This is a genomic window from Streptomyces albiaxialis (assembly GCF_039530985.1).
GTDB lineage: Bacteria > Actinomycetota > Actinomycetes > Streptomycetales > Streptomycetaceae > Streptomyces > Streptomyces albiaxialis.
This window is the reverse complement of the sequence record NZ_BAAAPE010000005.1, coordinates 191,547-209,247: the sequence shown is the minus strand read 5'-3', so window position 1 is coordinate 209,247 and position 17,701 is coordinate 191,547. Positions and strand designations below refer to the sequence as shown.

At 72.6% G+C, this 17,701-nt stretch carries 19 protein-coding genes and 1 pseudogene; 13 read left to right on the top strand and 7 right to left on the bottom strand.

Features of this window, described 5'->3' with window-relative positions:
- Nucleotides 1-75: 75 nt before the first annotated feature.
- The 3 genes and pseudogenes from ABD343_RS08980 to ABD343_RS08970 all read right to left on the bottom strand — a co-directional run.
- The gene (locus ABD343_RS08980; protein ID WP_344525929.1) at nucleotides 76-540 is read right to left on the bottom strand and encodes a DUF5707 domain-containing protein; all 465 of its coding nucleotides are present in this window, start codon (nucleotides 538-540) and stop codon (nucleotides 76-78) included.
- A gap of 40 nt (nucleotides 541-580) precedes the next feature.
- The gene (locus ABD343_RS08975; protein ID WP_344525927.1) at nucleotides 581-1,162 is read right to left on the bottom strand and encodes a hypothetical protein; all 582 of its coding nucleotides are present in this window, start codon (nucleotides 1,160-1,162) and stop codon (nucleotides 581-583) included.
- Between the two features lie 107 nt (nucleotides 1,163-1,269).
- A pseudogene (locus ABD343_RS08970) lies at nucleotides 1,270-1,356 on the bottom strand (hypothetical protein); the annotation flags it as partial.
- A gap of 318 nt (nucleotides 1,357-1,674) precedes the next feature.
- On the opposite strand from ABD343_RS08970, the gene ABD343_RS08965 reads away from it, so the two are divergent.
- The 8 genes from ABD343_RS08965 (at nucleotide 1,675) to ABD343_RS08930 (ending at nucleotide 10,681) form a co-directional block, all read left to right on the top strand.
- Nucleotides 1,675-2,679 (top strand): pyridoxal-phosphate dependent enzyme, encoded by a 1,005-nt coding sequence (locus ABD343_RS08965; protein WP_344525925.1) that lies wholly within the window; start codon nucleotides 1,675-1,677, stop codon nucleotides 2,677-2,679.
- A 69-nt stretch (nucleotides 2,680-2,748) separates the two neighbouring features.
- Nucleotides 2,749-3,612: a Rossmann-like domain-containing protein gene (locus ABD343_RS08960; protein ID WP_344525923.1), complete on the top strand. Its 864-nt coding sequence runs from the start codon at nucleotides 2,749-2,751 to the stop codon at nucleotides 3,610-3,612.
- Nucleotides 3,609-4,889, top strand: coding sequence for an MFS transporter (locus tag ABD343_RS08955; RefSeq protein WP_344525921.1), 1,281 nt, complete (start codon nucleotides 3,609-3,611; stop codon nucleotides 4,887-4,889). Before ABD343_RS08960 ends, ABD343_RS08955 begins: the two co-directional genes overlap by 4 nt.
- 128 nt (nucleotides 4,890-5,017) lie before the next feature.
- The gene (locus ABD343_RS08950; RefSeq protein WP_425578140.1) at nucleotides 5,018-6,037 is read left to right on the top strand and encodes a FecCD family ABC transporter permease; all 1,020 of its coding nucleotides are present in this window, start codon (nucleotides 5,018-5,020) and stop codon (nucleotides 6,035-6,037) included.
- 2 nt (nucleotides 6,038-6,039) lie between these two features.
- Nucleotides 6,040-6,837, top strand: a complete 798-nt coding sequence (locus ABD343_RS08945; RefSeq protein ID WP_344525917.1) for an ABC transporter ATP-binding protein — start codon at nucleotides 6,040-6,042, stop codon at nucleotides 6,835-6,837.
- Nucleotides 6,838-6,853: 16 nt separating this feature from the next.
- Nucleotides 6,854-7,873: an ABC transporter substrate-binding protein gene (locus ABD343_RS08940; protein ID WP_344525915.1), complete on the top strand. Its 1,020-nt coding sequence runs from the start codon at nucleotides 6,854-6,856 to the stop codon at nucleotides 7,871-7,873.
- A 58-nt stretch (nucleotides 7,874-7,931) separates the two neighbouring features.
- Nucleotides 7,932-9,617 carry a cytochrome bc1 complex cytochrome b subunit gene (qcrB, locus tag ABD343_RS08935; RefSeq protein ID WP_425578128.1) on the top strand — a complete coding sequence of 562 codons (1,686 nt, stop codon included), beginning with the start codon at nucleotides 7,932-7,934 and terminating at the stop codon, nucleotides 9,615-9,617.
- A 158-nt stretch (nucleotides 9,618-9,775) separates the two neighbouring features.
- Nucleotides 9,776-10,681, top strand: a complete 906-nt coding sequence (locus ABD343_RS08930; RefSeq protein ID WP_344525913.1) for an NADP-dependent oxidoreductase — start codon at nucleotides 9,776-9,778, stop codon at nucleotides 10,679-10,681.
- Between the two features lie 56 nt (nucleotides 10,682-10,737).
- Here ABD343_RS08930 and ABD343_RS08925 read toward each other — a convergent pair whose 3' ends face one another.
- Both ABD343_RS08925 and ABD343_RS08920 read right to left on the bottom strand, forming a co-directional pair.
- On the bottom strand, nucleotides 10,738-11,034 hold the full coding sequence (locus tag ABD343_RS08925) for a hypothetical protein (RefSeq protein WP_344525911.1): 297 nt from the start codon (nucleotides 11,032-11,034) through the stop codon (nucleotides 10,738-10,740).
- A gap of 17 nt (nucleotides 11,035-11,051) precedes the next feature.
- Nucleotides 11,052-11,435, bottom strand: coding sequence for a serine/threonine-protein kinase (locus ABD343_RS08920; protein ID WP_344525909.1), 384 nt, complete (start codon nucleotides 11,433-11,435; stop codon nucleotides 11,052-11,054).
- A gap of 211 nt (nucleotides 11,436-11,646) precedes the next feature.
- On the opposite strand from ABD343_RS08920, the gene ABD343_RS08915 reads away from it, so the two are divergent.
- The gene (locus ABD343_RS08915) at nucleotides 11,647-12,090 is read left to right on the top strand and encodes a hypothetical protein (RefSeq protein ID WP_344525907.1); all 444 of its coding nucleotides are present in this window, start codon (nucleotides 11,647-11,649) and stop codon (nucleotides 12,088-12,090) included.
- On the opposite strand, the gene ABD343_RS08910 is transcribed toward ABD343_RS08915, so the two are convergent.
- Nucleotides 12,038-13,192: a GNAT family N-acetyltransferase gene (locus tag ABD343_RS08910; protein WP_344525905.1), complete on the bottom strand. Its 1,155-nt coding sequence runs from the start codon at nucleotides 13,190-13,192 to the stop codon at nucleotides 12,038-12,040. The genes ABD343_RS08915 and ABD343_RS08910 overlap by 53 nt on opposite strands.
- A 30-nt stretch (nucleotides 13,193-13,222) precedes the next feature.
- Between ABD343_RS08910 and ABD343_RS08905 the strand changes: the two genes are divergently transcribed.
- Entirely contained in the window at nucleotides 13,223-13,696 is a 474-nt protein-coding gene (locus ABD343_RS08905; protein WP_344525903.1) for a MarR family winged helix-turn-helix transcriptional regulator, read from the top strand.
- Nucleotides 13,697-13,708: 12 nt separating this feature from the next.
- Here the strand turns inward: ABD343_RS08905 and aztA are convergent, their stop codons facing one another.
- The gene (gene aztA / locus ABD343_RS08900; RefSeq protein WP_344525901.1) at nucleotides 13,709-14,440 is read right to left on the bottom strand and encodes a zinc ABC transporter ATP-binding protein AztA; all 732 of its coding nucleotides are present in this window, start codon (nucleotides 14,438-14,440) and stop codon (nucleotides 13,709-13,711) included.
- Between the two features lie 62 nt (nucleotides 14,441-14,502).
- Here aztA and aztB point away from each other — a divergent pair, with 62 nt between their 5' ends.
- From aztB to aztC, 3 genes are read left to right on the top strand one after another with little or no spacing between them, the layout of a single operon-like run.
- Nucleotides 14,503-15,417 (top strand): zinc ABC transporter permease AztB, encoded by a 915-nt coding sequence (gene aztB, locus ABD343_RS08895; RefSeq protein WP_344525899.1) that lies wholly within the window; start codon nucleotides 14,503-14,505, stop codon nucleotides 15,415-15,417.
- Nucleotides 15,414-16,712, top strand: coding sequence for a hypothetical protein (locus ABD343_RS08890; RefSeq protein WP_344525897.1), 1,299 nt, complete (start codon nucleotides 15,414-15,416; stop codon nucleotides 16,710-16,712). Before aztB ends, ABD343_RS08890 begins: the two co-directional genes overlap by 4 nt.
- A gap of 8 nt (nucleotides 16,713-16,720) precedes the next feature.
- Complete coding sequence (gene aztC, locus ABD343_RS08885; RefSeq protein WP_344526399.1) at nucleotides 16,721-17,665, top strand: zinc ABC transporter substrate-binding protein AztC; 945 nt, start codon at nucleotides 16,721-16,723, stop codon at nucleotides 17,663-17,665.
- The last annotated feature ends 36 nt before the right edge of the window (nucleotides 17,666-17,701 follow it).

Below are 17,701 nucleotides of genomic sequence, written 5' to 3'. Positions count from 1 at the left end.
GGTTGAATACAACCTACGGCGGGTGCGGGGCGTGGTCAACCGGTCGGTTGAATACGGCGGGGAGCGGGTCGCGGCTCAGAAATCGACGGAGACGTCGGCCGCCTCCCGTACGAACTTCGTGTCGCCGTCCCGGCTCGTCAGGAGCGCGGAGATCACCCACCGGCCCCGCTCCAGGCCGTCGGCCTCCTCCTCGGTGACCCGCAGGGTGTAGGTGCACCTGGCCTGCTCGTCGCCCATCTTCCTGCAGGTCGCGCGGTCGGCGTCCGCCACGTCCCCGGCCGTCGGCTCCTTCGCCTTGCTCTCCGGCCACGCCAGGACGTCGAGGCGCCGGACGCCCGAGTCGTCGGCCGTGTTCGCGGTGAAGGTGAACGCGCCGTCGATGCCGTTGGACGGGGCGACGAAGTGGGCCGAGGCGTCCCGCACGGTCGGCTCGGAGGACGAGGAGGACGCGGTCGTCGTCGCGAGGACGATCGTGATACCGGCGACGGCGACGGCGCCGAGGAGGGACACCAGCCCGACGCGCCTGGAGATCTTGGGCATGGGTGTTCCCCCTTGGGCGTCGGTGGTCAGCCCCTCGACACTAGAGCCGCGGGGGACCGCTGATCGTCCGGCCTGGGGATGAGCGCCGTCTCCACCCTGAGGTGGGCGGGCCCTGTCGGGGATGAGGGGCCGGGGCGTTCGGGGTGTTGGGGAAGCTGAGTGTCCGGTAGACCGCGACGTTCCCCGCCAGGTCCGTGCACGCCTGCGCCGCGGCGGTCGCGCGGCGCGTGTACGCGGGATCCGCGGCGTCCAGGAGCACGCCCAGTGTCGTGCCGCTGTGGCCCACCGTGACGCCCAGGCCCCCGACTTCGCGGCAGATCTCCCGTAGGGGCTCCAGGGACCACTTGTGGCGCAGGGCCTGGTTCATCAGCGCGCTCCGGGTCGCCACCCGGCCGACCTCCGCGAGGTCGCGGGTGCGCACGGCGCGGGTGAGCCGGTCCAGGAGGTGCGCGTACCGGTGCCGGTCGGCCGCCGTGAACGGCTTGGGGATCCGGTTGAAGCCCACCGTGTCGACGGATCCGCCCTCGTCGATCCCGACCACGGCCATGGCCGGGAGGGAGCCCAGCACGCCGCGCAGCCGGACGGCGCGGTGCCGGAAGGCGACGATGCCCGGGTAGAGCACGCCGTCGGTGGGTTCGATCCGGGCGAGGAGCCGCTCGATCCGGGCGGCGGCATCTCAGTGCCGAGGGCCCGGCCCACCGCCCGCGCGGTCGCGACCAGGTCGGCGGAGGAGCTGGCGAGCCCCTTGCCCTCGGGGATCACGCTGCTGACGCTCAGCTCGCCGCCCACGGGCCGGGGTGCCTCCTCGGCGATCATGCGCGCGAGCCGCAGGGCCTTCCGCTTGCCGGGCTGCCGCACCGTCAGCTCGCCGGGCCCCGAGCCGGGATCCGGGCGGAAGACCGCCCTGGTCCACCGGGCGACGGGGAGGGTGACGAGGAAGTCCCCGTCCTCCTCCGGCAGTACGCCCTGGAGCAGTTCGCCGAACGTCCCGAAGGCGGTGCCCACTCCGGCTCCCGCCCGCGCTCCGGCCTGCTGCGTCGGCTCCACGGATCCCCTCTCCTCGTACTCCCGGCGGCGGAGCGGCCGACACTAGCAGTCTTGACAATCATTTTCATTTAGGGTGTGCTCTCGGCCATGCACGCGCACATAGCGGAGGCGGTCAAGGCTCCCGACCTCATATCCCTGCGACCGGACCTGGTCTGTCTGCGGTTCGAGACGATGAAGATCTACTCGGCCCTGGGCGCCGTCCGGCACCTGCTCGAATCCGGCGCGGTCCGGCCCGGCGACACCCTCGTCGACAGCTCCAGCGGCATCTACGCCCAGGCCCTCGCGCTCGCCTGCCACCGCTACGGCATGAAGTGCCACATCGTCGGCTCCACCACCGTGGACCGCACGCTGCGCGTGCAGTTGGAGATCCTCGGCGTCACGCTGGAGCAGGTCGAGCCGTCGCGCAACCTCCGCCTCGACCAGGAGCTGCGCGTGCGGCGCGTCACCGAGATCCTGGAGGCGAACCCGTCGTACCACTGGATGCGCCAGTACCACGACGAGATCCACTACTACGGCTACCGCGAGGTGGCCGAGCAGGTCGACCGCGAGGCGCCGGACGGGCCGCTGACCCTGGTCGGCGGGGTCGGCTCGGGCGCCTCCACCGGCGCCCTCGCGACGTATCTGCGCGAGGCGGGACGGGACGTGTCGCTCGTCGGCGTCCAGCCCTTCGGCAGCGTCACGTTCGGCTCGCAGGACGTGCCGGACCCGGACATGATCATCGCCGGGATCGGCAGCGCCATCGCCTTCCGGAACGTCCGGCACGAGCTGTACGACCGGATCCACTGGGTCAACTTCGACTGCGCGCTCTCCGGCGCCGTCGAACTCCTGCGCGGCAGCGGAGTCTTCGCCGGGCTCTCCACCGGCGCCGCCCATCTGGCGGCCCGGTGGGAGCGCCGCGCCGACCCTTCCCGCACTCATGTCTTCATCGCCGCCGACACGGGCCACCGCTATGCCGAGAGCGCCTTCGCCCGCCACGCCGAGGCGCCCGCCTTCGACGCGCTCAAGCCGCGCGAGATCACCTCGCTGGACGAGCTGAGCCACCCCTGGTCCACCGGCTCCTGGCCCGCCCTGCGCGCCGCCCGCCAGGACTGAGCCCGCACCCCCGTACTGCCGCACCCCCGTTCCCCACCACCACGACACCCTGACAACGAGAGAACCGAGATGCCTCACCCGACCCCGCAGACGGTCGCCGAACTCACCGACGCCGTACTGGCGGGCGCCTACGGCCCCGACCCGAAGGACCTGGCCGTCACCAGCGCGTTCTGGCTGTACCACACCACCCGGCTGGCCGGGGGCGACGTCACCTACCACAACCACTACCTCGTCCTCCGCTCCGGCGGCTCCTTCGGCGCCAGCTCCTTCGAGGCCGGTGAACTCGCCCCCGGGTTCTGCGAGAACGCCTCGGGCCACTCCCTCGACAAGCTCCTGCACCACGAGTCGGTACCCGTCCGCACCGCCGCGCTCGACGCTTACCTCGCCCGGACGCGGCCGCACCGGGACGCCGCGGACGCCGCGGACGCCGCCGACACCGCCGGGGCCGCCGGGGCCGAGCCCGTACCGCTCCCGGCCGGGACGCCGGAGGTCCGCGCACGCGCACGGGACGCGTCGATCGCCGGGCTCCTTGACATCGCGCCCGGCGCGAAGGTGGCGCTCATCGGCGTGGTCAACCCCCTGGTCGAGGCCGTACGCGAGCGGGGCGGCGTCTGTCTGCCCTGCGACCTGAACCTCCGCGCCACCCAGTGGGGCGAGCCCGTCGCCGACGACATGACCGAGGTGCTCGCCGAGGCCGACGCCGTCGTGGCCACCGGAATGACCCTGAGCAACGGCACGTTCGACCTCATCCTCGAACACTGCCGCGAGCAGGCCGTGCCGCTGATCGTCTACGCGCAGACCGGCAGCGCCGTCGCCCGCGCCTTCCTCGCCTCCGGGGTCACCGCGGTGAACGCGGAACCCTTCCCCTTCTCGCAGTTCAGCGCCGACCCGACCGTCATGTACCGCTACCGCGCCGCCGGAGTGCCCGCATGAGCGCCGGCGGCAAGGACACCCTCACGGAGCGCGCCCCCGTGGCCGGCGAGGAACCGCTGCCCGGCGATCTGCGGATGGCCCGCGCCCTGTGGCCGGTCCTCCTCGCCTCGGCGGTCGGCCTGCTGCCGTTCACGATCTTCAGCACCTATCTCGTGCCGATCGCCCGCGAGGCCGGGAGCGGCGTCGCGGCGACGGGCGGGCTGCGCGGCCTCGGCGGCCTCGCCGCCCTGCTGGTCGGCACCGCGCTCGCCCCGCTCATCGACCGGGTGCGCAAGGACTGGGCCGCGGCCGGAGCCCTCGTCGCCCTCGGGACCTCGGCGGCGCTCGGCGCGAGCGGGGACTTTCTCCTGACCGCCGCGTTCTGCCTGCTCATCGGCGCCAGTACGGCCGTGCTCAACCCGGCGCTCACCGCCGCCGCGGCCGACCGCTTCGGCGAGGGCAGGGCCGCGGGCCGGGCGGCGACCCTCGTCACGGCCACCCAGTCGATGACGGCCATGCTCGCGGCGCCCGTCGTGGCGCTGCCCGCGCTGTTCTGGGGCTGGGAGGGCGACCTCGTCGCCGTCACCGCCGTCTCCTTCCTCCTCGCCCTGGTCTTCGTCGCGCGCGGACGCGGCGCGCGGGAGGAGCGGACGGCAGAGGGGCAACGCCTCGGCTACACGGCCACGTTCAGGGCCCTCGCGCGCCAGCGCGGCGCGGTGCCGCTGCTCCTCGTCTCGCTGCTGCGCACGGCCGTGTTCATGGGCTACCTCTCCTACCTCGCGGCCTTCTACGACGACCGGTTCCGGCTCGACCCCGGGCTGTTCGCGTTCGTCTGGACGCTCAGCGGCGCCTCGTACTTCGTGAGCAACCTCCTCACCGGGCGGATCACCAACGCCGCCGAGCCCCGCGTCAGCACCGAACGCATGCTCGCCTTCGGCCTGTTCGCGGCCCTCGCCTCGGTCGTCGGTTTCTACCTCACGCACTGGCTGCCCCTCGCCCTCGCCCTCACCGCGCTCCACGCGGCCAGCCACGCCGTGGTCGCCGCCTGCGCCGTGAGCCTCCTCGTCCGGCGGTGCGGGCCGCTGCGCGGATCGGCGCTGAGCCTCAACGCCGCCGGGCAGAGCCTCGGCGTCTTCGTCGGTGCCGGAATCGGCGGCGCGGGCCTCGGCCTGGCCGGATACCCGGGCGTCGCCCTCGTCTTCGGCGCCCTCGTCGTCGTCGCGCTGGCAGCCGCCGCGCCCGTGCTCCGCGCGGGCCCGCCCGCCGACGGGCCCGGCGGGGAAGAGGCCGCCCGATGAGCACCTCCCGTGCCCCCGCCCGCGCGGGCGAGCCGCTGCCCGCGCCGCCGGACTCCCCGTCCGCGTACGACGATCCGGCGCCGCCCGCTTCGGGCGTACGGGCGCGGCTCGCCACCCGCCGGGGCCTGCTGACCGTCTGCTCCCTGCTGGCCGCCGCGCTCCTCGTCTCCGTCGTGGTCGCCATCGGCCTCGGGTCCTCCGTCGTCACGCCGGGGGAGACCGCGCGCTATCTGTGGGCGGCGCTCAGCGGCGGCCGTATCGCGCCGGACGAGGTGACGACGTACCAGATCGTCTGGCAGATCCGCACCCCGCGCGTGCTGCTCGCGGCGCTCGTCGGGGCCGGGCTCAGCGCGGTCGGCGTCGTCATCCAGGCGATGGTGCGCAACGCGCTCGCCGACCCGTTCGTCCTCGGCGTCTCCTCGGGCGCGTCCGTCGGCGCCGTCGGCGTCACCGTCACCGGGGGACTGGCGGCGCTCGGGATCTACGCGGTCTCCGCCGGGGCCTTCCTCGGCGCCCTGGCCGCCTCGCTCCTCGTGTACGCCGCGTCCGCCAGCCGCGGCACGCTCGCCCCGCTGCGGCTCGTGCTGACCGGCGTGGCCCTGTCCCTGGGCTTCCAGGCGGTGATGAGCGTCATCGTCTACTTCGCGCCGGACAGCGAGGCCACCAGCATGGTCCTGTACTGGACGATGGGCAGCTTCGGCGCCGCGACCTGGGGCGCGCTGCCCGTGGTCGCCGTCGTCGTCCTGCTCGGGCTGGCCGTCCTCCACCGGTACGGGCGCGCGCTGGACGTCCTCGCGCTCGGCGACGAGACCGCGGTGAGCCTCGGGGTGAGCCCCGACCGGTACCGCAAGGGCCTGCTCGTCCTCGTCTCGCTCATCACCGGCGTGATGGTCGCCGTCAGCGGGGCCATCGCCTTCGTCGGGCTCGTCCTGCCGCACGTCGTGCGCATGGTCGCCGGGGCCACCCACGCGCGGGTGCTGGCCGTCGCGCCGCTGGCGGGGGCCCTGTTCATGGTGTGGGTCGATCTCGTCTCCCGGACGCTCGTCGCGCCGCGCGAGCTGCCGCTCGGCGTGATCACCGCGCTCGTCGGCGTCCCGGTGTTCATCGCGCTGATGCGGCGCAAGGGCTATGTCTTCGGGGGGCGTTGAGCATGGAACTGCGACTCGACGGGCTCTCCGTCGTCACCGACGGCCGCAGCCTCGTGCGCGACCTCTCCCTGGAGGTCGGCAGCGGACAGGTCGTGGGCCTGGTCGGGCCCAACGGCAGCGGCAAGTCCACCGCGCTGCGCTGTGTGTACCGGGCACTGCGCCCCACCTCGGGCACCGTCCTGGCGGGGGAGGAGGACCTGCTGCGGCTGCCCGCGCGGCACGGCGCGCGGCTCGTCGCCGCCATGACGCAGGACGGCTCCGTCGACCTCGACTTCACCGTCGAGGAGGTCGTCGCGCTCGGCCGGGCGCCCCATCTCCAGGGCAACCAGGCCCTCAGCGCCCGCGAACGCGCGCTGTGCGCCCGCGCGATGGACCGGCTCGACATCCGCCACCTCGCCCGGCGAGGCGTCCTCACCCTCTCGGGCGGGGAGCGCCAGCGCGTGCTGCTGGCCCGCGCGCTCGTCCAGGAGCCCGAGATCCTCGTCCTCGACGAGCCGACCAATCACCTCGACGTACGCCACCAGGTCCGGTTGCTCGCGCATCTGCGGGGCGCGGGGCCGACCGTCCTCGTCGTCCTGCACGACCTCAACCTCGCCGCGGCCGCCTGCGACCGCATCGGCGTGCTCTCCGAAGGGCGCCTCGTCGCCGGGGGCACGCCCCGGCAGGTCCTCACGACGGACCTGGTCCGCGACGTCTTCGGCGTCGAGGCGACCGTCGTCGCCCACCCCCTGACCGGCGACCCGCAGTTGCTGTACGCGCTCGCCACGGCCCCGCTCGCCCCCGCTCCCGAAAACCCCTGAAAGGCCACACCACCCCATGCCCATGAACCTCCCCCTCCGCCCGGTGCGGCGGCGCGCCGCGGCGCTCGGCTCCGCGCTCGCCGCCGCCGCGCTCCTCGGCGGCTGCGGCGCCGACGTCGCCACGGACGACGGCAAGGCCGCCGCGAAGAAGGTCACCGTGCAGCGGTGCGGCGAGCGCGTCCCGTACACCGCCCCGAAGCGCGCCGTCGCCTATGAGGGCGGCAGCGCCGACAAGCTCTTCAGCCTCGGCCTGACGGAGCACGTCCACGGATACGTGATGCCGCCCGCGAACCCTCCGGTGAAGGAGTCACCCTGGGCCTCGGAGTACGCCAAGGTGAAGATGCTCAGCGACGACCTCCTCAACAAGGAGCTGGTCGTGGACGCGAAGTCCGACCTCGTCGTCGCGGGCTGGAACTCGGGCTTCAAGGACGAACGCGGCATCACCCCGAAGATCCTCGACAAGCTCGGCGTCCAGAGTTTCATGCACACCGAGAGCTGCTTCGACTACCCCGGCCACCCGGAGAAGGTCACCCCCTTCGAGGCCCTCTACACCGACCTGGAGAGGCTCGGGAAGATCTTCCGGGTGGAGAAGAAGGCGGACGAGGTCGTCGGCGGACTCAGGAAGCGCGTACGGGCCGTCGAGACGAAGGCACCCGAGGGCGAGCGCGTCCCCGTCTTCCTCTACGACTCCGGCGCCGACCAGCCCTTCACCGCGGGCAGCCAGGTCCCGCCGACCGACATCATCAAGTCGGCGGGCGGCAGGAACATCTTCGCCGGGCTCGACCAGCGCTGGACGCAGGTGAACTGGGAATCCGTTGCCAAGGCCGAGCCGGAGGTCATCATGATCCTCGACTACGGCGACCAGCCGGCCAAGAAGAAGATCGAGTTCCTGAAGAAGTCCCCGCACACCAGGGGGCTTCCGGCCGTCAAGAAGGACAACTTCTTCATCCTCGACTACAACGAGGGCATCAGCGGCCCGCGCAACATCGACGGCCTGGAGAAGTTCGGAAAATACCTGCGCGGACTCGACCGCTGATGTCACAGAACGGGCGCCGGAACCGTCGTAGGAGCAGGGCTCCTACGAAAGGCGTGGCATGTCCGAGACGACGACAGGGACAGGCGGTGTCCCCGGGGCGGGCGGTGGCGGCCGGCGCGGCAGAGCGTCCACCGGCGAGCGGATGGCGGACTGGGCCGACGGCCGTCTCGGGATCTACGGCCTCGGCAGGAAATACCTGCGCAAGGTCTTTCCCGACCACTGGTCGTTCCTCCTCGGCGAGGTATGCCTGTGGAGCTTCGTCGTCCTCATCCTCACCGGCGTCTATCTGACGCTCTTCTTCCAGCCGTCGATGGGCGAGGTCGTCTACCACGGGAGTTACGTCCCGCTCAAGGGCGTGCGGATGTCGGAGGCGTACGCCTCGACCCTCGACATCAGCTTCGACGTGCGCGGCGGACTGCTCGTCCGGCAGATCCACCACTGGGCGGCCCTCGTCTTCATCGCCGGGCTGTTCGTCCACATGATGCGCCACTTCTTCACCGGCTCGTTCCGCAAGCCGCGCGAGGTCAACTGGCTCATCGGCTGGACGCTGCTGATGCTCGCGATCTTCGAGGGCCTGTTCGGCTACTCGCTCCCCGACGACCTGCTCTCCGGCACCGGGCTGCGTCTCGTCCAGGCGGCGACGCTGTCCGTGCCGGTGGTCGGCACGTACCTCTCGTTCTTCCTCTTCGGCGGGGAGTTCCCCACGGGCGACAGCGGCGAGATCATCCCCCGGCTCTACGCCGCGCACATCCTGCTCATCCCGGGGCTGATGCTGGCCCTCGTCGTCGTTCACCTGATCCTGGTCTTCTACCACAAGCACACCCAGTGGCCCGGCCCCGGCAAGACCGAACGCAACGTCGTCGGCGCCCCGTTCATGCCGATCTACATGGCCAAGGCCGGGGGCTTCTTCATGCTCGTCTTCGGCGTGCTGTCGATCATCGCCGCGACGGTGTCGATCAATCCGGTGTGGGCCTACGGCCCCTACCGGCCCGATCAGGTCTCCACCAACGCCCAGCCGGACTGGTACCTGGGCTTCGCCGAGGGCATGGTCCGCATCATGCCCGCCTGGGAGATCGGGATCGCCGGGCACACCCTCGCGCTGGGGCTCTTCATCCCGATCGTCGCCTTCCCGCTGATGCTGGTGCTCATCGGCGTCTACCCGTTCCTGGAGGCGTGGATCACCGGCGACCGGCGCGAGCACCATCTGCTCGACCGCCCCCGCAACCAGCCGGTCCGCACCGGCCTCGGCGCGGCCTGGATCGCGCTGTACCTGCTCTTCCTCCTGGGCGGCGGCAATGACGTCGCCGCCGCCAAGCTGCACCTGTCCATCAACGCCATCACCTGGACACTGCGCATCGCGGTCTTCGTCGTCCCCGTCCTCGTCTTCCTTGTCACCAAACGCGTCTGCCTGGGCCTGCAGCGGCGCGACCGCGAGAAGGTGCTGCACGGCCGCGAGACCGGCGTGATCAAGCGCCTGCCGCACGGCGAGTACGCCGAGGCGCACGCCCCGCTGACCGCCGCGGAGCGGCACACGCTCACCGCCCACGAACAGCCCCGCCCCCTCGAAACGGGCCCGGCACACGACGAGCACGGGGTGGAACGCCGGATCCCGCGCGCGGCCCGCGTACGCTCCCTGCTCTCCCGGGGCCTCTACGGGAAGGGCACGCACATCCCGAAGCCGACGGCCACCGAGTACCGGGAGCTGCACGGCGCGGAGAAGGGGGGAGGGGAGAAGGAGCCGTAGCCCCCTCGTCCGGGTGGCCCGCTTCGTCCGGTTGGCCCGCTCGACTTGCCTCTGACACCGACGTGAGCTTTTAGCGTGGTGGGTGCCGGCACTCGCCGGACACTCACCCACCGCTCTCACGTGCGGCCTGCCCGGGCCGCGTGGAAAGGCAGGACGGCATGCGCGCAGCCCGCTATCACCGGTACGGCGGGGTCGAGACCCTCGTCATCGAGGAGGCGCCCGACCCGCACCCCGGCCCCGGCGAGGTCCGCGTCCGCGTCGCGGCGGCGGGCGTCAACCCCGTCGACTGGAAGGTGCGTTCGGGCGCGGTGCGCGAGGTGCTCCCCGTGGACCTGCCCGCGATCCCCGGGCGCGACGCCGTCGGAGTGGTCGACGAGACCGGCGAGGACGTGCGCGGCGTGAGCGCGGGCGACCGGGTCTTCGGGCTGGGCGGCGTCACCGGCGCGACGGCGGAGCTGGCTGTGCTCTCGGCCTGGGCCCCCGCGCCCGTCGCGTGGACCGACGAGGAGGCCGCCGGCGCCGGTCTGGCCTCCGTGACCGCGCTGGGCGGGCTGAGGGCGCTCGGCCCCCTGAAGGGGCGCACCCTGCTCGTCGAGGGCGCCGCCGGAGGCGTGGGCAGCGCCGCGGTCGAGATCGCGGTGGCCCGCGGCGCCACCGTGATCGGGACGGCCGGGGAGCGCAACCACGCGTTCCTCTCCTCCCTCGGCGCCGTGCCCACCACGTACGGCCCCGGTCTCGCGGAGCGCGTCGCCGCGCTGGCCCCGGACGGTGTCGGCCTCGCGCTCGACACCGCGGCGTCCGGGTCCCTGGCCGATCTCGTGGCGCTCGTGGGCGACCCCGCCCGGGTGGCCACGGTCGCCGACCACGCCAACGCGGGGCGTCTGGGCGTACACCTGGCCAACGCCGAGAACGACCCCGCGCTCCTCGCCGAGGCGGGCGAGCTCGGTGAGCGGGGCCGCTACACGCCGCGCGTCGAGCGCGCGTACCCGCTCGAACAGATCGCGGACGCGCACGCGTACGCCGAGCGCGGGCACACGCGGGGGAAGATCGTGATCCGCCTCTGACCGGGGCGCTGGGGCGCCGGGGCCCCGGGGCGGTCGCGGCGTGCTCGCGGCGCGTCCTACAACCGGCCCTCGCACGCGCCGAGTTCCGGCGCGTGCGGGGCGCCGCGGTCCAGGACCGGCTTCAGGCGCCGGTCGAAGAGCTTCGCGAATTCGGACGTGCCCCGCGACTTGTCCATGACGCGGGAAAGGGAACGGCACACGCCCTTCTTGAGCCGCCGGACGTCCTCGCCCGAGGAACGCTTGACGGCCACCCCGTACCGCTGCGAATCGCCCTCGGCGCGGAACGCCCTCCAGCCCGGATGCTCGGACTCGTACCCCTTGGCCATCACATAGTCCGTCGCCACCGCGTCCATGTTGGTGCTCGGGTCCTTCAGGTCGCGAGGTACTGCGCCGTGCCGATGATCTCGTGCGTCCGCGTGACCTGCACGGCGCCCTGGAACGTCGCGATCCCGAAGTCCATGAGGAGGGCACGGCCGTCGGGCCGGAAGAGGATATTGTGCGGCTTCACGTCCCGGTGGACGACCCCGGCCCGGTGCACGGCGATGAGCCCCCGCAGCACCTGGAGGCCGATACGCGCCGTGTGCGGCACCGCGAGCTGCCGCTGCTCGGCCAGGAGATCGGCCAGCGAACGGGAGTTGAGCAGCTCCATCACGATCCAGACCTGCTCACCGTCCTCGATCACGTCGTGGACGGCGACCACGTTCTGGTGCTCGATCCTGGCGATGGCCTGCGCCTCACGGCGCGCCCGGCTCACCCACTGCGCCCCGCGCGACGGGTGCGGCGCCCGGATACAGCAGCCCCTTGACGGCCACCTTCCGGTCCGGAAGTCCAGTTGTGTTCACCAACGATAGCCACGCAGCCCCCTCTTCCGTGGTGCGTGCAACCTTGTGCGGTGCTCGGGGGTCCTACTCGTGACCGGCGGATGATCAAGTTCCGGCGGGGGCGAGTGGGAGGAGTGGGGGAGCGTGCTGTTCTCCGTACCGGTGTGGGGATGGGCGTGCGTCGCGGGTGTGGTGAGCGTGGGGTTCGTCGCGACGTTGCGGGTGATCGCGCGGGGGGTTTCTCCCGGTGGGGACGTACGGCCCGACCGGGAGAAGCGGAGGGCGCGGTGGCGGGCGTACGCGGTGGTGCTGCTGCTTCTCGCGCTGCTGCTCGGGGCGAATCTGCTGCGGCCCGAGCCCGCCTCGGCCATCCTCTTCCTCTACAGCGCGATGTTCCTCGCGATCCCCATGGCGCTCCTTCCCGTACGGGGCCGCATCGTGCGGGCCGTTCTCGCGCAGCGGCGGAATCCGCACGCCCCGGCCAAGCCCGACCGTTTCATGACGGTGTGGATCTGTGCCGTGCTGTCCTGCGCCGTCATCGGAGCAGTGGCCGCGCTGATGACGACGCCGTACGGTCACGCGGGCTGACGCCGCCCGCCGGAGCCGGGCCCGGGCCAGGGTCCGGCGCGCGGTCCTTGGTGAGGCGGACCGCCCCGTCTGCGCCCGCGGGCGCGGGGGCCTGGTACCCCTCGCTCTCGTAGAGCGCGAGGTTGCGGCGGCTGGCGGCGCCGGTGAAGAGCACGAGGCGGCGGCAGGTCTGCTCGGCCGTGGACTCCGCGGCGCGCAGCAGCCAGCGGCCCAGGCCCTCTCCCCGCAGGTCGGGAGCGACGGCGAGGCGGCCGATGTGCCAGTCGGCACCCTCGCGGCGTGCCCGCACCATGCCGAGGAGCCGGCCGTCCCGCCACAGGCCGGTGGTGGGCCAGGACGCCAGCCACGCGCGTACCTCGTCCACCGATTCGTCGAGGGCCGGAACGGCCAGGGTGCCGTTGGCCAGGGCCTCGTCCACCCAGCAGCACCGCTGCAGCACGGTGACCTCGGCCGCGTCGTCGGGGGTCAGCCGCCGCGCGTACGAGCCGGGCAGCGGGCCCGGCACCGCTTCCGGCCGCGCGCTCTCGCGCAGCGGCCGCAGGGCGTGGGCGACCCGCGTCAGCTCGTCCAGCACGCCGACGGCCGCCCCGGTGAGGGCGTCGTCTGCGCGGACCAGACCGTCCTCGGTCGTCGCGTCGCGGATACGCATCGCCACCGTGGCGCCCAGCGGCACCAGGCGCAGCGTGGTCACGACCTGCTTGGCGTGCTGGACCGAGCGCGTGCCGGCCGAGGTGTTGCCGTAGCTGACGAAGCCGACCGGCTTCCACGCCCACTCGCGGCCGAGGTAGTCGAGGGCGTTCTTCAGGGTCGCGGGCATCCCGTAGTTGTACTCCGGCGTCACCACGATGAAGCCGTCCGCCGCGTCCACGAGCGCGCTCCAGCGCCGGGTGTGCTCCTGCCGGTAGACGCCGGAGGACGGGTGCTCCTCCTCGTCGAGGAACGGCAGGCCGAGGTCGCCGAGCGACAACGGCACCAGCTCGACGCCGAGTTCCGCGGCGCGCGGGGTGAGCGTCTCGGCCAGCCAGCTCCCGACGGCCGGTCCGAGGGCGCCGGGGCGGCTGCTGCACACCAGGACGAGGACGCGCGTCTTTTTCGTTGACATGGAAACGAAGCTAGCCGGTAGGCTATTTACATGTCAACGAAACCGTCGGACGAGACCGTGCGCTGGCTGGGTCCGGACGAGGAGCGCGCGTGGCGGGCCTACCGCGCGATGGTGACCGCCGTCCAGGCCGCCACGGCGCGCGATCTGGCCGCGGCCGGACTCTCCGAAGCCGACTACGAGGTGCTGAGCACGCTCTCGGAGCGCCCCCGCCACACCAGCACGCTGCGCGAACAGGCCGCCAAGATGGACTGGTCGCGCAGCCGTCTGTCGCGGCACGCCACCCGCATGGAAGCGCGCGGCCTCGTCCGGCGCGCGCCCGACCCGGATGACGGCAGGGGCTGCCTCCTGATCCTCACCGAGCAGGGCATGGACACGCTCAAGGGTGCCGCCCCCGGCCATGTTGCCTCGGTGCGGCGCCACTTCGTCGACCGGCTCGCCCCCGAGGACCTCGCCGCCCTGGAGCGCATCGCGGCGAAGGTGGGAGGGGGTGCTGAGGGAGCGTGACTCCCGGCGTATTCATGACCGCTGCCGCGAAGGGAGCGCCCAGACGCGTCGTAGCGCGTCGTCGGTGAGTACGTCCCGGGGCTCGCCCTCCGCGACGAGGCGCCCGTCCTGGAGGAGCAGGCAGTGGTCGGCGACCAGGGCCGCGTCGAGGTCGTGCGTCGCCTGGACCACGGTCACCCCCTCGGCGGTGACCGCGCCGAGCACGGCGGCGATGGCGTCCCGCGCCGCCAGGTCGAGGCCCGTCGTGGGCTCGTCCAGCAGGAAGAGGTCGGCCTCCTGTGCGAGTCCCTGGGCGACGAGGGCGCGTTGACGCTGTCCGCCCGACAGCTCGCCCAACTGCCGGTCCGCGAGGTCGCGGATGCCGAGCCGGTCCATGCTCTCGTCCACGACGGCCCGGTCACGCCGGTCGAGGCGCCGCCACGGACCCCGGTGGGCCCAGCGCCCCATGGTGACCGTCTCCCGGACGGTGAGGGGGAGGGTGTCGGAGACCGCGCTGCGCTGGACGACGAGGCACGGGGGCGAGGCGTGGCCGCGGGCCACCGTGCCGGATGTGAGCGGGCGCACTCCGGCGAGTACGCCGAGGAGCGTGGACTTCCCCGAGCCGTTCGGCCCGACGACGGCGGTGGTCGCCGACTGCGGTACGGACGCGGTGAGTTGACGCAGCACGGTGCGCCGGGGGTATCCGGCGGTCACGTCCCGGAGCGAGACCTCGTGCGGTCCTGTGGCGGCTGATGTGGCGTGCATGGCTCCCTCTCCCCGGCTTCACTCATTGATATGAAAATCGTTTTCATTGTATGGTCCCGGCCATGGAGTGGTTGACCGGCCCGTTCGAAGCGGCCTTCGTCCAGCGGGCCCTGTGGAGCGGGGTCCTGGTGTCCCTGATCTGCGCCACCACCGGCACCTGGGTCGTGCTGCGCGGCATGACGTTCCTCGGGGACGCGATGTCCCACGGCATGCTGCCCGGGGTCGCGATCGCCTCCCTCTACGGCGGCAATCTGCTGGTCGGCGCCGCGGCGAGCGCGGCGGTGATGGCCTGCGGCGTGACGGTCCTCGGGCGCGCGCCCCGGCTCTCCCAGGACACCGGGATCGGCCTGCTGTTCGTCGGCATGCTGTCGCTGGGCGTGATCATCGTCTCGCGCTCGCAGTCCTTCGCCGTGGACCTCACCGGCTTCCTCTTCGGGGACGTGCTCGCGGTGCGGGAGCGGGACCTGACCGGCCTCGCGGTGGCACTGGGCGTGGCCCTGCTCGTATCGGCGCTGGGGTACCGCTCGTTCCTCGCGCTGGTCTTCGACGAGCGGAAGGCGCACACGCTCGGGCTGCGGCCCCGGCTGGCGCACGCGGCGCTGCTCGGGCTCGTGACGCTCGCGATCGTCACGTCGTTCCACGTCGTCGGCACCCTGCTGGTCTTCGGGCTGCTGATCGCCCCGCCCGCGGCGGCGCTGCCGTGGGCCCGGCGGATCCCGGTGGTGATGTGCGGGGCGGCGCTGTTCGGTATCGCCGCGACGTTCGCCGGTCTCCTCCTCTCCTGGCACCTGGGAACGGCGGCTGGGGCGACCATCGCCGCCGTCGCCGTCCTCCTGTTCTTCCTGTCCGCGCTCGCCTCCGGGCTCCGGAACCGCCTGGTGCGGGGCCTGCGGGACGAGGGGGACGTGGCGGACGCGCGGGACGTGCCTTCCCCGACCGCAGCCGAGCCCCGAAGGGACACCGAGCACGCATCATGAACCGGATCCGCAAGAAGACCGTGGCCGTGCCCGTCACCGCCGCCGCACTGACCCTCGGGCTGCTGCTCGCGGGGTGCGCCGAGGACGGCGACGGCGGCACGGACGGGGGGAAGGACGGGAAGAAGCCGCCGGCCTCCGCGAAGAAACCCCACGGCTATGTGCCCGGGGCCGAGGAGGCGGCCGAACAGCAGTCCCGCCTCGTCCTCGGCGACAGCGACAGCGGCAGCGGCGATGTCGTGGTCCTCGACCTCATCGACGAGAAGACCCGGCCGCTCGGACGTATGGGCGAGGACGCGGAGCTGGTCACCGACGGCCGTTTCGCGTACGCCGGCTCCGGCGGCGGCGCGCGGGTCTTCGACAGCGGTGCGTGGATGGTGGACCACGGTGACCACGTCCACTACTACCGGGCCGAGCCGAAGGACGTCGGCCGCGTGAAGGGCGACGAGCCGCGGCACGTCTACAGCAGCGCCTCGCTGACCGCCCTCACCCTCGCCGACGGCACGGCCCGGATCGTGGACCACGCCCGGCTGGAGAAGGGCAGCGTCCGCGTGACCGCGACCCTCGACGACGCCGGGCGGGGGCCCGTCGTCCCGCTGGGGGAGAACGTGCTCGTGCCCGTCGAAGGGGCCGAAGAATCCGGCGGGTCCGGCAAGGGCGGTGGGGACACCGTCGTGGAGGTGCGCGACGGGAAGGGCGAGCGCACGACCACGCTCGGCGAGAAGTGCCCCGGCCTGCGCGGCGCGGCGGTGACGCGCGCCGGAGTCGTCTACGGCTGCGCCGACGGCGCGCTGTTCGTGACCGAACGCAAGGGGAAGGTCCACGCCGAGCGGATCCCCTTCGGCCGGAAGGTCCCCGACGGGGAACGGCCGCGCGCCTTCCACCACCGCTCGCAGGGCACGACGCTGACGGCCACGGCGGGCGACAAGGGCGTATGGGTCCTCGACGTCGCCGAACGCGAGTGGAAGCTGATCGAGACCGGCCCCGTGGAAGCCGTCAACAGCGCGGGGGAGGGCACCCCTCTCCTCGCCCTGCACGGCGACGGCACCTTGAAGGCGTACGAGCTGTCCGGCGGGAAGAAGGACGGCGAGGAGATCGCCAGCAGGAAGGTCCTCGCCGGGAAGTCCCGCGCGAAGGACGTCGCCCGGTCGGTGATCGAGGTCGACGCCAGCCGCGCGTACGTCAACGACACGGCGGCGAAGAAGGTCTACGAGATCGACTACAACGACGGCCTGCGCAAGGCCCGTTCCTTCTCCCTGGACCTGACGCCCTCGCAGATGGTGGAGACGGGACGGTGACCGCCGCCATGAGGCCCGCGCGCTCGCGGGGGCGCGCCGTCGCGGTCGTCGTCGGTCTGCTCGTCTGCGCGCTGGCCGCTTCCCTCGCGGGATGCTCCGGCAAGGACGCGGGAGGACGGCCCACGGTGGTCGTCACCACGAACATCCTGGGCGACATCACCCGTCAGATCGTCGGCGACCAGGCCGAGGTGCGGGTGCTGATGAAGCCCAACGCCGACCCGCACTCCTTCGGTGTCTCCGCCGCCGAGGCCGCCCGGATCGAGGGCGCCGACCTGGTCGTCTACAACGGGCTGGGCCTGGAGGAGAACGTGCTGCGGCACGTCGAGGCCGCCAAGGAGGCGGGCGTGCCCACGCTCGGTGTCGGCGCCGCCGTCGATCCGCTGACCTATGAGAAGGACAAGACGGCCGGAAAACCCGATCCGCATTTCTGGACCGACCCCCTTCGGGTGCGGAAAGCGGTCCGCCTCATCGGGAAGAAGGTGAGCGCGGAAGTGGACGGCGTGGACAAGAAAGCCGTCGCTTCCCGGACCGCCGCCTACGGGAAGAAGGTCGGGGAACTCGCCGCCGACATGGAGCGGAGCTTCGACGGGATTCCCGCGAAGCGGCGCAAGCTGGTGACCAACCACCATGTGTTCGGGTATCTCGCCCAGCGTTTCGACTTCCGGGTCGTGGGCGCGGTCATCCCCAGCGGCACGACCCTGGCCTCGCCCAGCGCCGCCGACATGAAGGCCCTGACCACGACCATCGACAAGGCGGGGGTCCAGGCGATCTTCGTCGACTCCTCCCAGCCGGACCGACTGGCACGTGTGCTCAAGCGGGAGGCCCACCGCGAGGTGGCCGTGATCCCGCTGTACTCCGAATCGCTCACGGAAAAGGGCGACGGCGCCGCCACGTATCTCCAGATGATGCGCGCCAATACGCGGGCGATAGCACGAGGACTCGCGCGGTCCTGAAACCGCGCGGTCCTGACGAGAAGAAAGAAGAGGAAA

What these genes read in the sequence shown, in the direction of transcription:
- ABD343_RS08980 (WP_344525929.1), bottom strand. Translation starts at nt 540, where the DNA reads ATGCCCAAGATCTCCAGGCGCGTCGGGCTGGTGTCCCTCCTCGGCGCC.
- ABD343_RS08965 (WP_344525925.1), top strand. Translation starts at nt 1,675, where the DNA reads ATGCACGCGCACATAGCGGAGGCGGTCAAGGCTCCCGACCTCATATCC.
- ABD343_RS08960 (WP_344525923.1), top strand. Translation starts at nt 2,749, where the DNA reads ATGCCTCACCCGACCCCGCAGACGGTCGCCGAACTCACCGACGCCGTA.
- ABD343_RS08955 (WP_344525921.1), top strand. Translation starts at nt 3,609, where the DNA reads ATGAGCGCCGGCGGCAAGGACACCCTCACGGAGCGCGCCCCCGTGGCC.
- ABD343_RS08945 (WP_344525917.1), top strand. Translation starts at nt 6,040, where the DNA reads ATGGAACTGCGACTCGACGGGCTCTCCGTCGTCACCGACGGCCGCAGC.
- ABD343_RS08940 (WP_344525915.1), top strand. Translation starts at nt 6,854, where the DNA reads ATGCCCATGAACCTCCCCCTCCGCCCGGTGCGGCGGCGCGCCGCGGCG.
- qcrB (WP_425578128.1), top strand. Translation starts at nt 7,932, where the DNA reads ATGTCCGAGACGACGACAGGGACAGGCGGTGTCCCCGGGGCGGGCGGT.
- ABD343_RS08930 (WP_344525913.1), top strand. Translation starts at nt 9,776, where the DNA reads ATGCGCGCAGCCCGCTATCACCGGTACGGCGGGGTCGAGACCCTCGTC.
- ABD343_RS08925 (WP_344525911.1), bottom strand. Translation starts at nt 11,034, where the DNA reads ATGGACGCGGTGGCGACGGACTATGTGATGGCCAAGGGGTACGAGTCC.
- ABD343_RS08910 (WP_344525905.1), bottom strand. Translation starts at nt 13,192, where the DNA reads ATGTCAACGAAAAAGACGCGCGTCCTCGTCCTGGTGTGCAGCAGCCGC.
- ABD343_RS08905 (WP_344525903.1), top strand. Translation starts at nt 13,223, where the DNA reads ATGTCAACGAAACCGTCGGACGAGACCGTGCGCTGGCTGGGTCCGGAC.
- aztA (WP_344525901.1), bottom strand. Translation starts at nt 14,440, where the DNA reads ATGCACGCCACATCAGCCGCCACAGGACCGCACGAGGTCTCGCTCCGG.
- aztB (WP_344525899.1), top strand. Translation starts at nt 14,503, where the DNA reads ATGGAGTGGTTGACCGGCCCGTTCGAAGCGGCCTTCGTCCAGCGGGCC.
- ABD343_RS08890 (WP_344525897.1), top strand. Translation starts at nt 15,414, where the DNA reads ATGAACCGGATCCGCAAGAAGACCGTGGCCGTGCCCGTCACCGCCGCC.
- aztC (WP_344526399.1), top strand. Translation starts at nt 16,721, where the DNA reads ATGAGGCCCGCGCGCTCGCGGGGGCGCGCCGTCGCGGTCGTCGTCGGT.